This window comes from Pseudomonas sp. NPDC089408, from assembly GCF_044749445.1.
In the GTDB taxonomy this organism is placed as follows: Bacteria; Pseudomonadota; Gammaproteobacteria; order Pseudomonadales; family Pseudomonadaceae; genus Aquipseudomonas.
Genome location: NZ_JBIVHY010000003.1, coordinates 240,514 through 254,732 on the forward strand (window position 1 = coordinate 240,514; position 14,219 = coordinate 254,732).

Below are 14,219 nucleotides of genomic sequence, written 5' to 3' on the forward strand. Positions count from 1 at the left end.
AGATCCTGCCGATATGTTTGCGCCTTTGTTAAAAAAACTTTTTGGAAGCAAGAACGAGCGTGAAGTCAAACGCATGCTCAAGACGGTGAGTATCGTCAATGCCTTCGAAGAGAAGATGGTGGCCCTCTCCGACGAGCAACTGCGGGGCAAGACCGCAGAGTTCAAGGAGCGCCTGGCCAAAGGCGAGACACTGGACCAATTGCTGCCTGAAGCCTTCGCCGTGGCCCGTGAGGCCGGCAAGCGTGTCATGGGCATGCGCCACTTCGACGTGCAGCTGATCGGCGGCATGACCCTGCACGAGGGTATGATCGCAGAAATGCGTACCGGTGAAGGCAAGACCTTGGTCGGTACCCTGGCCGTGTACCTCAACGCACTGTCCGGCAAGGGCGTGCACGTGGTCACCGTCAACGACTACCTGGCTCGCCGTGACGCCAACTGGATGCGCCCGCTGTACGAATTCCTCGGCCTGTCGGTCGGTATCGTCTCGGCGTTCCAGCCGCCGGAAGAAAAGCGTGCTGCCTATGCGTCCGATATCACCTACGGCACCAACAACGAATTCGGTTTCGACTACCTGCGCGACAACATGGCGTTCAGCCAGGACGAGAAGTTCCAGCGTGAACTGAACTTTGCCGTAATCGACGAAGTCGACTCCATCCTGATCGACGAAGCGCGTACCCCGCTGATCATTTCCGGCCAGGCCGAAGACAGTTCCAAGCTGTACATCGAGATCAACCGCCTGATCCCGCGCCTGACCCAGCACATCGAAGAAGTCGAAGGCCAGGTCACCCAGGAAGGCCACTTCACCATCGACGAGAAGAGCCGCCAGGTCGAGCTGAACGAAGCCGGTCACCAGTTCATCGAAGAGATGCTGACCCAGGCCGGGCTGCTGGCCGAAGGCGAGAGCCTGTACTCGGCGCACAACCTGGGCCTGCTGACCCACGTTTACGCCGGCCTGCGTGCGCACAAGCTGTTCCACCGTAACATCGAATACATCGTCCAGGACGGCCAGGTCCTGCTGATCGACGAACACACCGGCCGTACCATGCCGGGTCGTCGCCTGTCCGAAGGCCTGCACCAGGCCATCGAGGCAAAAGAAAACCTGAACATCCAGGCCGAGAGCCAGACCCTGGCTTCGACCACCTTCCAGAACTACTTCCGCCTGTACACCAAGCTGTCCGGCATGACCGGTACTGCCGACACCGAAGCGTTCGAGTTCCAGTCGATCTACGCGCTGAACGTAATGGTCATCCCGCCGAACAAGCCACTGGCGCGTAAAGACTTCAACGACCTTGTGTATCTGACCGCCGACGAGAAATACGCCGCGATCATCGCCGACATCAAGGAAAGCATGAAGCAGGGCCGGCCGATCCTGGTGGGTACCGCGACCATCGAAACGTCCGAACACATGTCGAACCTGCTGAAGCAGGAAGGTATCGACCACAAGGTACTGAACGCCAAGTACCACGAGAAGGAAGCCGAGATCATCGCGCAGGCCGGTGCCCCGGGTGCGCTGACCATCGCCACCAACATGGCCGGCCGTGGTACCGACATCCTCCTGGGCGGCAACTGGGAAGCCGAAGTGGCCGCCCTGGAAAGCCCGACCGCCGAGCAGATCGCCCAGATCAAGGCCGACTGGCAGAAGCGTCACCAGCAGGTGATCGAGGCCGGCGGCCTGCATGTGATCGCTTCCGAGCGCCACGAATCGCGCCGTATCGACAACCAGCTGCGTGGCCGTTCCGGCCGTCAGGGTGACCCGGGTTCCAGCCGCTTCTACCTGTCGCTGGAAGACAGCCTGATGCGCATCTTCGCCTCTGACCGGGTGAAGAACTTCATGAAGGCCCTGGGCATGCAGTCGGGCGAGGCCATTGAGCACCGCATGGTCACCAACGCCATCGAGAAGGCCCAGCGCAAGGTCGAAGGCCGCAACTTCGACATCCGTAAGCAATTGCTCGAATACGATGACGTGGCCAACGAGCAGCGCAAGGTGATCTACCACATGCGCAACAGCCTGCTGGCGGCCGAGAACATTGGCGACACCATCGTCGAATTCCGCCAGGAAGTGCTGGACGCTACCATCAGCCAGCACATCCCGCCGCAGTCGCTGCCTGAGCAGTGGGACGTGGCCGGCCTGGAAGCTTCGCTGGCCAGCGATTTCGCCATCAAGCTGCCGATCCAGCAGTGGCTCGACGAGGATGATCACCTCTACGAAGAGACCCTGCGCGAGAAGCTGCTGCACGAAATCACCACTGCCTACACCGAGAAGGAAGACCAGGCCGGCCTCGACGCCCTGCGTACCTTCGAGAAGCAGATCCTGCTGCGCGTGCTGGACGACCTGTGGAAAGACCACCTGTCGACCATGGACCACCTGCGTCACGGTATTCACCTGCGTGGTTATGCGCAAAAGAACCCGAAGCAGGAGTACAAGCGCGAGTCGTTCAGCCTGTTCCAGGAGCTGCTGGAGTCGATCAAGCGCGACACTATCCGCGTGCTGTCGCACGTTCAGGTTCGCCGCGAAGACCCGGCCGAAGAAGAAGCCCGCCTGCGCCGCGAGGCCGAGGAACTGGCCAGCCGCATGCAGTTCCAGCACGCCGCTGCACCGGGCCTGGAAAGCGAGCAACTGAGCGAGGAAGGCGCCGAAGTGGCGGTAGCCGCAGCGCCGGTGCGCAACGACCAGAAGCTGGGGCGCAACGAGCCGTGCTGGTGTGGTTCGGGCAAGAAGTTCAAGCATTGCCACGGGCAGATCGAGTGATCTGACCTGAATGGGGCCGCTTCGCGGCCCTATCGCGACACAAGGCCGCTCCCACAGGGATAGTGCACAGCCACAATGCTGCGCAATCCTTGTGGGAGCGGCCTTGTGTCGCGATGGGGCGCGAAGCGGCCCCGCTTTATGTACATCAACCGTATTTTCTAGGAGCGCTCTAATGGCTGTTGGTCTTGGTCCTTTGCCCACCCTGCACCCGGTTCCGGGTTTTGAACTCGGCATCGCTTCTGCCGGCATCAAGCGCCCGGGGCGCAAGGATGTGGTGGTCATGCGCTGTGCCGAAGGCTCCACCGTGGCTGGCGTGTTCACCCTCAACGCCTTCTGCGCGGCGCCGGTGATCTTGTCCAAGCAGCGTGTACAGGGCACCGTGCGTTACCTGCTGACCAACACCGGCAATGCCAACGCGGGTACCGGCGCGCCAGGCCTGGCCGCTGCCGAGCGCACCTGCGCCAAGCTGGCCGAACTGACCGGCGTACCCGCCGAGTCGGTACTGCCGTTCTCCACTGGCGTGATCGGTGAGCCACTGCCGGTCGAGAAGATCGAAGGCGCACTGCAAGCCGCCCTCGACAACCTGTCGGAGAACCACTGGGCTGAAGCCGCCACCGGCATCATGACCACCGACACCCTGCCCAAGGGTGCCAGCCGGCAGTTCCAGCACGACGGCGTGACCGTTACTGTCACCGGCATCAGCAAGGGCGCCGGCATGATCCGCCCGAACATGGCCACCATGCTCGGCTACATTGCCACCGACGCCAAAGTTGCCCCGGCGGTACTCAAGGACCTGATGCTGGACGGCGCCAACAAGTCGTTCAACCGCATTACCATCGATGGCGACACCTCGACCAACGACTGCTGCATGCTGATCGCCACCGGCAAAGCCAACCTGCCGGAAGTCACCGAAGCCAGCGGCGCACTGTTCGAAGCGCTGAAAAAGGCCGTGTTCGAAGTGTGCATGGAAGTGGCCCAGGCCATCGTCCGTGATGGCGAAGGTGCGACCAAGTTCGTCACCGTGCAGGTCAACGGTGGTGGCAACCACCAGGAATGCCTGGACGTCGGCTATGCCGTGGCCCACTCGCCGCTGATCAAGACCGCACTGTTTGCCTCCGACCCGAACTGGGGCCGTATCCTCGCCGCCGTTGGCCGTGCCGGTGTGCCGAAGCTGGATGTAAGCCTGATCGATGTGTACCTGGACAGCGTGTGCATCGCCAGCCAGGGTGGCCGCAGCCCGAGCTATACCGAAGCGCAGGGTTCGGCAGTGATGGCCCAGGAAGAGATTACCATCCGTATCGAGTTGGGCCGTGGCCAGTGCAGCGAAACCATCTGGACCACCGACCTGTCCCACGAGTACGTGAAAATCAACGCCGAGTACCGTACCTGATGTAACCGGGGCCGCTATGCGGCCCGATCGCGACACAAGGCCGCTCCTACATGGTTTGCGCTGTACCTGTAGGGGCGGCCTTGCGTCGCGATGGGCTGCAAAGCAGCCCCAAAAAAAATCCAAACCGATGGAGCCGAACCATGAGCTATCACCTGATCATCGGCGACAAGCTGTACTCCTCCTGGTCGCTGCGTGGCGCCCTGGCCCTCGAACTGGCCGGCGTGCCCTACGAAGAAACCCTGATCAAGCTCAACCAGCCTGACACCCGTCAGCGCCTTCTCGCCTATTCCGCTACCGGCAAGGTACCGTTGCTCAAGACCGAGCATGGTGTAATCGCCGATTCGCTGGCAATCGCCGAATACCTCAACGAACGCCATCCCGAGGCTCAACTGTGGCCTGCCGACGTGGCAGCGCGGGCCCAGGCCCGTTCGGCCTGCGCGCAGATGCACAGCGGCTTCTTCGCCCTGCGCGGCGCCATGCCGTTCGACCTGTCGCGTGACCAGGCACTGGACAACATGCCGTTGGACGTACAGATCGACATCGACCGTATCGTCGCGCTGTGGTCCGAATGCCGCCTGGTGGCCAAGGACAGCGGCCCGTTCCTGTTCGGCAAGCCGAGCCTGGCCGATGCCTTCTTCGCCCCGGTGGCCGTGCGTCTGCGTACTTACCGCGTGGAAGTACCGGCCGAGGCGGCAACTTACATCGAGACCATTTACCAGTGGCCAGCCTTCCAGGCCTGGCAGCGTGCTGGCCTGGCGGAGCGTGAAGTGTGAAACGGATTCATGTAGTAGCGGCCGTCATTCGTGGCACTGATGGCCGTATTCTGATCGCGCGGCGTGCCGACACCCAGCACCAGGGCGGCCTGTGGGAGTTCCCCGGCGGCAAGGTGGAAGAGGGCGAAAGCGTCGAAGCGGCACTGGCCCGCGAGCTGCGTGAAGAGCTGGGTATCGAGGTGAGCGGTTCGCGTGCGCTGATCAAGGTCAGCCACGACTACCCGGACAAGCAGGTGCTGCTGGATGTGCGTGAAGTCCTGGCGTTCACCGGCGAGCCGCATGGTGCCGAGGGCCAGCCGCTGGAGTGGGTTGCCCCGCGTGATTTGCCGCAATACGAATTCCCCGAGGCCAACAAGCCGATCGTGGCTGCTGCGCGCCTGCCGGACCAGTACCTGGTTACCCCGGACGGCCTGGAAGTGCCGCAGATGCTCAAGGGCATCCAGAAGGCCGTGGCCAGCGGCATTCGCCTGATCCAGTTGCGCGCCCCGGACATGTACGACCCCAAGTACCGCGACGTGGCAGTGGATGCGGTCGGGCTGTGTGGGGGCAAGGCGCAGCTGATGCTCAAGGGGCCGTTGGAATGGCTGGGTGACTTCCCGTCGGCCGGCTGGCACCTGACCGCCGCGCAATTGCGCAAGTACGCTGCCAAAGGGCGGCCTTTCCCCAAGGAGCGCTGGCTGGCGGCGTCCTGCCACAGTGCCGAAGAGCTGGCGCTGGCCGAGCAGATGGGCGTGGACTTTGTCACCTTGTCGCCGGTGCAGGCGACTCAGACCCACCCCGAGGCGGTGCCGCTGGGTTGGGAAGAAACGCAACGCTTGATTGCCGGGTTCAGCAAGCCGGTTTACCTGCTGGGTGGGGTAGGGCCGGGTGAGCGGGAAAAGGCCTGGGAAGCAGGGGCGCAGGGTGTGGCCGGGATACGCGCCTTCTGGCCTGAGATTTGAGTCGCCTGTAATTGGGGCCGCTTTGCGGCCCATCGCGACGCAAGGCCGCTCCTACAGGGACCGCACAACCCTGAAAAGTTCGCGTACCCCTGTAGGAGCGGCCTTGCGTCGCGATGGGCTGCACAGCAGCCCCAAAAATATCAGCCCTGAGGCTTTTCAGCAGGCTGCCACAACACCTCAGCCACCCCCTGCCGCCGCCCAATGATCCGCGCCGCCACAAACAGCAGGTCAGACAGCCGGTTGATATACGCCAACCCAACCACCTCCAGCGGCTCCAATGCATTCAACTCCTGACACCGCCGCTCGGCACTGCGCGCCAGGCTGCGGCATACATGCGCCTGCGCCACCAGCATCGAGCCACTGGGCAAGATGAAGTTCTTCAACGGCCCCAGCTCTTCGTTCCACACATCGATGGCCGCCTCCAGGCGCTCCACCTCTGCCTGGTTTAACGCCTGGTAGCTGGGCATTGCCAGTTCACCGCCCAGGTCGAACAAACGGTGCTGACACGGCGCCAGCACTGTACCGACCTCATCCAGGCCGTGCTCGGCCAGGCCCGCCAGTAGTACGCCCAACTGGCTGTTCAGGCTGTCCACCTCGCCAATCGCTTCGATCCGCGGGTGGCCCTTGGGCACCCGGCGGCCGTCGCCCAGGCCGGTTTCGCCCTTGTCGCCGGTACGGGTGTAGATCTTCGAAAGGCGGTAGCCCATGTCATTGCTCCGTTTTGGCCGGCGCTACCGCTGCCGGCTGGCCGAGGGGCAGGCGCAGGGTGAAGCAGGTGCCCTGGCCGGGCGTGGACTGCACTTCCATCTGCCCCTTGTGGTTGTTGGTGATGATGAAGTACGAAACCGACAGGCCCAGCCCGGTACCCTGGCCGATTTCCTTGGTGGTAAAGAACGGCTCGAAGGTGCGCTTGCGCACCGCTTCGGGCATGCCGACGCCGTTGTCCTCGACCTGGATTTCCGCCCACGGCGGGTTCAGCCGGGTACGCAGGGTGATGCGCCCGGGCTCACTGGGTTGTGGGCGCAGGTGGATGGCCTGGGCGGCGTTCTTCAGCAAGTTGAGCAGTACCTGTTCCAGCTCGTTTGCGGTGCATGGCACCGGCCCCAGCGCGGGGTCGAACTGGCGCACGATGGCCTGGCCCTTGAAGTCGAAACCGATGGTCAGGTCAAAGTCATTGCCGGCAATTTCCAGCGCCTGGTCGATCAGGGCCGGCAGCTCGCATGGCACCAGCTGGCGGTTGCTGCGGCGGCTGAAGCTGAGCATGTGGGTAACGATCTTCGCCGCCCGCGCGCCGGCTTGCTGGATGCCATCGAGCAGTTGCGGCACTTCGCGGCTGTCCAGGTACCGATTGATCGTGGCCAGGTCGACACCCAGCTCTTGGGCCTGTTCCAGGTTGCGCGGCAGGTCCGGCGAAAGGCGCCGACGAATGTTCTGCACGTTGTGCAGGATGGCGCCCAGCGGGTTGTTGATCTCGTGGGCCATGCCGGCGGCCAGGCCTCCGACCGAAAGCATTTTCTCCGACTGCACCATCATCTCTTCCAGCGACAGGCGCTGGGTGATGTCGTCGATGCGGATAACTACCCCTCGGCCGCCGCCACCGGTCAGCGGGTAGAAGGTGAGGGCGTAGTGGCGCAGGTCGTCGCCCTTGGGCCAGGTGACCCGCTCGATCTTCGCCACCCGGTGCTTTTCCACGGTTTCCTTCAGTTGCGGCAGGAACGGCTTGAGTGGCTCGAAGGCAATGAACACCGGCTGGTTCAGTGCTTCATCCAGCGGTGTGCCGGAAAGCACGGTGGCTTCGTGGTTCCACTGGGTCACGTAGAGTTGCTCGTCGAGGGCGATCAGTGCCGAGGGCATCGAGTCGATGATGCTGTTGAGGTAGTTCTGGAAGCCGGTGAGTTTTTTCTCGATTTTGCTGCGCACCTGCACTTCCAGTTCCAGCTTGCGGTTGGTATGGCGGGTTTCCTCGGCCAGGCCCTGGGCCTGGTCGTAGGCGTCCTGGAACTCGTCGCGAGCGCGCTTGAGCTGCTGCTCACGGGCCTCGATACGCGACAGCATGGTGTTGAAGGCCGCGGCCAGGCTGCCGATCTCATCGTCGTTGCCACGCCGGGCGCGCAGGGCATAGCTCTCTTCGCGGGTGACCTGGCGGCTGAGTTCTTCCAGCTGGTTGATCGGCTGGGTGATCAGGCGCTTGATCTGCCGGGCAACGACAATCCAAAGCAGGATGCTGAACACCAAAATACCCAGGCTGGCGCTGAGCGTGCCGGTGTAGAACGCCGTGGGCAGTTCGCTGCTGGCCACCAGCAGCAGGTGCGCCGGTGGGTTGGCGTCGCGTGGGATGCGTATGAGCTGTGTGCTGCGAAACTCCATCAGGCGCCAGCCGTCAATGTTGCGAAAGCGCTTGGGCAAGGCCATGGGGTCGCCATGCTGCAACTGCGCCAGCATGCGGCCATCGCCACCGTAGACGGCGGCAGCGCGCAATGGCGTGTAGCTGTCCAGCTCCTTGAGCAGGGCGCTGGCGGTTTCCGCGGTGTCGCCAGCACGAGCCGCCAGCTGCGGGTTGGCCACCAGCCGGCCGATGGTCTGCAACGCCTGCGGCGCCATGCTTTCCTGGGTGATCCAGTAGGCGGCGCTGATGAAGGTGAGGTTGGCCACCAGCAGAATGGTTACCAACAGCACCAGCAGGGCCGCCAGCAGTTTCTGCCCGACCGGGAGGTTTTCCAGGCGTTGGCGCAAGGTCATGGGCTAGGCAATGTCCGTATCCGGTTGAAGGGGCCGCGTCAGTCGCAGGGCAAGTGACGTACACGCAGGTTTTCGACCAGGCGCTGCTGCAGGTGTTCCAGTTGCGGCAGGTGCAGGCCATGGCGTTCGGCCGCGCGGCAGGCATGGCCGAGCAGGTAATGCACCTCGGTGCGTCGACCCGCGCGCACGTCCTGGTACATGGAAGAGTAGTTGGCTGCAGTGGCAAGGATCACCCGCTGCACCTCTTCGTCCAACCCGTCCGCTGCTTGTGGCTGGCCGCATCGGCGCAGCAACCCAGCCAGTTCGGCGCACAGGGCCTCCACTTCAGGCAGATGCCCCAGCAGCCCGCCGTTCTGGCAGTCGTGCAGCACGGTCAGCGGGTTGATCGCGCAATTGAGCGCCAGCTTGCGCCACAGGCGGGAGAGGATATCCACCGTCCACTCGGCGGGGATACCGGCCTGGTACAGGTCATCGAACCAGGCCGGCGGCTCCGGGTTGCGCGGGTCGCCCAGCCAGTTGAAACCGTGGCCGGCAAAGCGCACTTGCCAGTCGCCCTCACGGAATGCGCCTTCAGTGCTGGAGGCAAAGATGCAGCGTGCGTGCGGCACCAGGTCTGCGACTTCGTCCTGGCTGCCCAAGCCGTTCTGCAACAGCAGCACTTCGGCGCCTTCGGCCAGCCGCGGTGCAATACCGGCAATTGCCGGGGCGGCGTCATATGCCTTGCAGGCCACCAGAAGGCGGTGGATGGGGCCATGCGCCTGCGCGGTTTCGGCGGGGATGGCGTAGTGCCGGGGCTGGTCCTGTTCGATCAAGGTCAGGCCACCGGCCTGTAGATAAGCCTGCAGCCGTTGCCCGTCACGCAGGATCAGGCGTACGGCCTTGCCTGCGCGTGCCAGGCGGCAGGCCCACAGGCCGCCCAGGCTGCCGGCGCCGAGAATATGCCAGGTGCTGCTCATATGCGTTTCGCAACCCGTTATAATGAGCCCGCATTTTAACCGTCAAACCCAGCGCGCTCCATCTTCAGCCTGAGCGCGCTTTTATTTTGGGAGAACAACCATGCCTTCGTTCGACGTGGTATCGGAACTGGACAAGCACGAAGTGCAGAATGCGGTCGACAACGCCATCAAGGAGCTGGACCGCCGTTACGACCTCAAGGGCAAGGGCACCTTCGAGTTCAAGGACAAGGATCAGACCGTGATGCTCACCGCCGAGGAGGAGTTCCAGCTCGAAGCCATGCTGGAAATCCTGCGCCTGGCGCTGGTCAAGCGCAAGATCGACGTGAAATGCCTGGAAACCAAAGACCCGTATCCGTCCGGCAAGGAAAAGAAACAGGAAGCCAAGTTCCGCGAAGGCATCGACAAGGACCTGGCCAAGAAGATCGTTGCCACCATCAAGGATGGCAAGTTGAAAGTGCAGGCCGCCATCCAGGGTGAGCAGGTGCGTGTCACCGGCAAGAAGCGCGACGACCTGCAGGAAGCCATTGCCCTGTTGCGCACCAAGGAATTCGACATGCCGCTGCAGTTCAACAACTTCCGCGACTGATCGCCACGCCCGGAACCCCGATGGCCAGATGATGTCCATGGGGGCCGGGGCTGCGTGAATACGCGGCCTGTTCTACCGTGTACTTGCCGCTCGGCATCAGGAGATGAATATGGATTTGAACGCTGAAGTCGATCAGCTGGTCCGCCAATCGCAAACCTGGATCCCCTTGATCATGGAATACGGCAGCCGTGTGCTGCTGGCGCTGCTGACCCTGGCGGTCGGCTGGTGGATAACCAACAAGGTCAGCGATCACCTGGCCAAGCTGGTGGGCCTGCGGGTTCAGGACCCTGCCCTGCAAGGGTTTATCCGCACGCTGACCAACATCATCCTGAAGATTATGCTGGCGATCAGCGTGGCTTCGATGATCGGCATCGAAACCACGTCGTTCGTGGCAGCGATCGGTGGTGCAACACTGGCTATCGGCCTGGCCCTGCAAGGTAGCCTGGCGAACTTTGCCGGTGGCGTGTTGATCCTGCTGTTTCGCCCGTTCCGCATCGGTGACTGGATCGAGGCGCAGGGTGTTTCCGGCACCGTCGACAGCATCCAGATCTTCCACACCGTGCTGCGTACCGGTGACAACAAGACTGTGATCATGCCTAACGGCAGCCTGTCCAACGGCATCATCACCAACACCAACCGCCAGCCGACGCGCAAGGTGGTGTTCGATGTGGGCGTGGATTACGAGGCCGACCTGCAAAAGGCCCGTAACGTGCTGCTTGAATTGGCCAAGGACCCGCGTGTACTGGCCGACCCGGCGCCGCAGGCCGTAGTGGCAACGTTGGGTGACAGCTCGATCACGGTGTCGCTGCGCTTGTGGACCAAGACGTCTGATTACTGGGATGTGATGTTCATGCTCAACGAGCATGCGCGTGACCGGTTGAAGGCTGAAGGGATCGACATTCCGTTTCCGCAGCGGGTGATTCGTGTGGTGCAGGAGACTGCCGCACAGTAAGGTTGTAGAAAGCCGGGGCCGCTGCGCGCCCCATCGCGACACAAGGCCGCTCCTACAGGGGTTACGCGATCTCTGTAGGAGCGGCCTTGTGTCGCGATGGGGCGCGCAGCGGCCCCGTTTTTACACTTGTTCACAGCAAAACCCCGCCATTTCTGGCATATACCCTGACCCCACATGCCACACCCGATACGCCATCATGAAACCATTGCTGTACATCACCCCCCTGCGCGCCTTGCTGTTCGGCCTGACCTTGGCCCTGTTCGAGCTGCTCACCTATCTGGCCAGTGATGCCGTCATGCCGGCCATGCCGGTCGTGGTCGGCGACCTGAACGCCAGCCCGGAATACATCCCCCATGCCCTCAACCTGTACCTGCTGGGTGGCGTGGTGCTGCAATGGCTGATCGGCCCGCTGGCTGACCGCTACGGGCGGCGCCCGCTGCTGCTGGTCGGCTGCACGTTCTTTGGCCTGGCTTGCCTGGCCACGTTCTGGGTTCACGACATCGGCCTGTTCAACCTGCTGCGCCTGCTGCAGGGCATTGGCTTGGGCTTTGTGGTCACGGTCAGCTACCCGGCCCTGAACGAAGCCTTCAGCGAGGCAGACGCCGTGCGCATGATGGCGCTGTTGGCCAACATCGCCTTGCTGTCGCCGCTGCTCGGGCCGCTGGTAGGCACCTTGCTGCTGCAGTGGCTGGACTGGCGCTGGCTGTTCGTGGCCTTCGCCATCGGCGCGGTCCTGTGCTGGGTGCTGTTGTACCGGCTGATGCCGGAAACCCTGGGCGTGGAGCGCCGCGACGGCTCACGCCTGGCGTTCACGCCAATCCACCTGCTGCCACTGCTGGCGGGCTACGGCCAGCTGCTGGCCAACCGCCGCTTCGTTGCCGGCAGCGCCGCGCTGGGCCTGGTGGGCTTGCCACTGATTGGCTGGATCGGCCTGTCGCCAGTGCTGCTGATTCATGACGAGGGGTTGAGCACGATGGCGTACGCCTTGTGGCAGTTGCCGGTGTTTGGCGGGCTGATCCTCGGCAACCTGATCATCAACCGTATTGCCGACCGTTACCCGCTACCGGCGCTGGTACGTGGTGCACTGTGGCCGTATCTGTCGGGGTTGAGCCTGATGGTACTGGCGACCTGGTACTGGCCGAGCGTGACCAGCGTGGTGGCAGGCATGTCGCTGTACGCGCTGGGCCTGGGCGTGGCCAACGCGGTGCTGTACCGCATGACGCTGTTCTCCAGCGAGCAGAGCAAGGGCCTGGTCTCGGCGATGCTGGGGATGATCACCATCGCCCTGCTGGGGCTGGGCGGGGCGCTGTTGGCGATGATTGGTGCCGGTGCCAGCTTGCTGCACTTTGCCCTGGCGGCGGGGGTGGCAGGGGCTCTGGCACTGTGGCCGCTGTGGTTTGTGGTGGGTGGGCGGCCTGGGGAAGGGGCTGTGGCTCATTAATTTCTTATCGTCTGTACCGGCCTATTCGCGGGTAAACCCGCTCCTACAACGGCGTGCGATACCTGTGTAGGAGCGGGTTCACCCGCGAATAGGCCAGTACAAGCGATAAAAATCTATCAGGGCCGCTCGACCGCCGAGCTTTCCTCTGCCACCGGCGTCCCCCGCCCAGCCTCCTGACGCCACTGCAGGGCAATCAGGATCAGCGTAGGCACACCCAGCAGTGCGGTAATCAGGAAGAAGTCGTGGTACCCGAACTTCTCCACCATCACCCCCGAATACCCGCCAATCAACCGCGGCAGCAGCAGCATGATCGAGCTGAGCAGCGCGTACTGGGTGGCCGAGAACTTCAGGTTGGTCAGGCTCGACAGGTAGGCGACGAAGGCCGAGGTGGCCATGCCGGAGCTGAAGTTGTCCAGTGAGATGGTGACCACCAGCATTTCCAGGTTCGGGCCCATGTCGGCCAGCATCAGGAACAGGATGTTGGTACCCGCCGAGGCCACGCCGCCAATGAACAGGATCGGCATGATGCCGAAGCGCACGATCAGCAGGCCGCCGACGCCAGCACCGACCAGGGTCATGATGAGGCCGAAGATCTTGCTGACGCTGGCAATCTGGTCCTTGGTGAAGCCCATGTCGATGTAGAACACGTTGGCCATCACGCCCATCACCGTGTCCGACATGCGGTAGGTGGCGATCAGGCCCAGCAGCAGCAGGGCCTGCCAACGGTAGCGGGCGATGAAGTCGTTGACCGGTGTCAGCACCGGGGCCAGGCCGCGGCGGCCCAGGCTCGACAGGCACGCCCAGCTCAGCAGCACGTAAAGGATCAGGCGTAGGAAGGCGCGGTCTTCCAGCAGCAGGTCGAGCGGCGTGGCATCACCGGATATGACCGTGGACCAGCCGGTATTGAACATCTGGGTGAAGCTGGCCGGTACCGACACCAGCAGGATGATCAGCACGAACACCGAGGCCATCTGGTGCACCAGCCCGTAGCGTGCTGCAGACAGCTGGGTGCGCAGTGGCACGGGGGGTTCGCGCATGATCAGGGTGGTGAACAGTGCGGGCAGCATCATGACCCCGAACATCACGTAAGTGCCGGCCCAGGCTTTGTGCAGGTAGCTGAAACCGGTGGAACCGAACCACTCGGCAAAGAACAGGGCGCCAGCCGTGGCGAGCAGTGCAGCGACCCGATAGCCGGCCATGTAACTGGCAGCCAGCGCGGCCTGGCGCTGGTCGTCGGCGATTTCCAGGCGGTAGGCATCGACTGCGATGTCTTGGGTGGCCGAGGCAAAGGCTACCAGTACGGCCATGGCGATCAGCCACGACAGATGTTGCTGCGGGTCACACAGGCTCATACCGACCAGGCCGATGACCACCAGTGACTGCGATAGCAGCAGCCACGAGCGCCGCCGGCCCAGGCCGCCAAGCAGCGGCAGGCGCCATTGGTCGAGCAGCGGCGACCACACCCACTTGAAGGCGTAGGCCAGGCCGATCAGGCTGGCGTAACCAATGGTCTCGCGGGCCACACCGGCCTCGCGCAACCACACCGACAGGGTCGAGAACACCAACATGTACGGCAAGCCGGCGGCGAAACCGAGCAGCAAAAGTACCAAGGTTGACGGGCTGGCATAGGCAGCAAGCGCAGCGCGCCAGGTTTTACGGGGCATGGGCCAACATCTGCCTCAAGTATTCGAA

General features: G+C 63.2%; 11 protein-coding genes. 7 read left to right on the plus strand and 4 right to left on the minus strand.

The window, feature by feature from the left end; translation table 11 throughout:
* The first annotated feature begins 13 nt into the window (after positions 1–13).
* From secA to ACIP02_RS06965, 4 genes are all read left to right on the plus strand, one after another.
* On the plus strand, positions 14–2,749 hold the full coding sequence (gene secA, locus ACIP02_RS06950) for a preprotein translocase subunit SecA (protein ID WP_400614540.1): 2,736 nt from the start codon (positions 14–16) through the stop codon (positions 2,747–2,749).
* A 172-nt stretch (positions 2,750–2,921) separates the two neighbouring features.
* Positions 2,922–4,139, plus strand: coding sequence for a bifunctional glutamate N-acetyltransferase/amino-acid acetyltransferase ArgJ (gene argJ, locus ACIP02_RS06955; protein ID WP_400614542.1), 1,218 nt, complete (start codon positions 2,922–2,924; stop codon positions 4,137–4,139).
* A 140-nt stretch (positions 4,140–4,279) separates the two neighbouring features.
* Positions 4,280–4,912, plus strand: coding sequence for a glutathione S-transferase family protein (locus ACIP02_RS06960; protein ID WP_400614545.1), 633 nt, complete (start codon positions 4,280–4,282; stop codon positions 4,910–4,912).
* Entirely contained in the window at positions 4,909–5,853 is a 945-nt protein-coding gene (locus tag ACIP02_RS06965) for a Nudix family hydrolase (protein ID WP_400614547.1), read from the plus strand. Before ACIP02_RS06960 ends, ACIP02_RS06965 begins: the two co-directional genes overlap by 4 nt.
* Positions 5,854–5,993: 140 nt before the next feature.
* Here the strand turns inward: ACIP02_RS06965 and ACIP02_RS06970 are convergent, their stop codons facing one another.
* From ACIP02_RS06970 to ACIP02_RS06980, 3 genes are read right to left on the minus strand one after another with little or no spacing between them, the layout of a single operon-like run.
* Entirely contained in the window at positions 5,994–6,560 is a 567-nt protein-coding gene (locus ACIP02_RS06970; RefSeq protein ID WP_400614550.1) for a cob(I)yrinic acid a,c-diamide adenosyltransferase, read from the minus strand.
* 1 nt (position 6,561) lies between these two features.
* Complete coding sequence (locus tag ACIP02_RS06975) at positions 6,562–8,592, minus strand: ATP-binding protein (RefSeq protein WP_400614552.1); 2,031 nt, start codon at positions 8,590–8,592, stop codon at positions 6,562–6,564.
* 38 nt (positions 8,593–8,630) lie between these two features.
* Positions 8,631–9,548, minus strand: coding sequence for a putative 2-dehydropantoate 2-reductase (locus tag ACIP02_RS06980; protein WP_400614554.1), 918 nt, complete (start codon positions 9,546–9,548; stop codon positions 8,631–8,633).
* Positions 9,549–9,648: 100 nt separating this feature from the next.
* On the opposite strand from ACIP02_RS06980, the gene ACIP02_RS06985 reads away from it, so the two are divergent.
* The 3 genes from ACIP02_RS06985 (at position 9,649) to ACIP02_RS06995 (ending at position 12,527) form a co-directional block, all read left to right on the plus strand.
* Positions 9,649–10,134, plus strand: a complete 486-nt coding sequence (locus ACIP02_RS06985; RefSeq protein WP_016488946.1) for a YajQ family cyclic di-GMP-binding protein — start codon at positions 9,649–9,651, stop codon at positions 10,132–10,134.
* Between the two features lie 109 nt (positions 10,135–10,243).
* Positions 10,244–11,086, plus strand: coding sequence for a mechanosensitive ion channel family protein (locus ACIP02_RS06990; protein ID WP_400614557.1), 843 nt, complete (start codon positions 10,244–10,246; stop codon positions 11,084–11,086).
* A gap of 196 nt (positions 11,087–11,282) precedes the next feature.
* The gene (locus ACIP02_RS06995; protein WP_400614560.1) at positions 11,283–12,527 is read left to right on the plus strand and encodes an MFS transporter; all 1,245 of its coding nucleotides are present in this window, start codon (positions 11,283–11,285) and stop codon (positions 12,525–12,527) included.
* A gap of 116 nt (positions 12,528–12,643) precedes the next feature.
* On the opposite strand, the gene ACIP02_RS07000 is transcribed toward ACIP02_RS06995, so the two are convergent.
* On the minus strand, positions 12,644–14,191 hold the full coding sequence (locus tag ACIP02_RS07000) for an AmpG family muropeptide MFS transporter (protein ID WP_400614562.1): 1,548 nt from the start codon (positions 14,189–14,191) through the stop codon (positions 12,644–12,646).
* Positions 14,192–14,219: the final 28 nt, after the last annotated feature.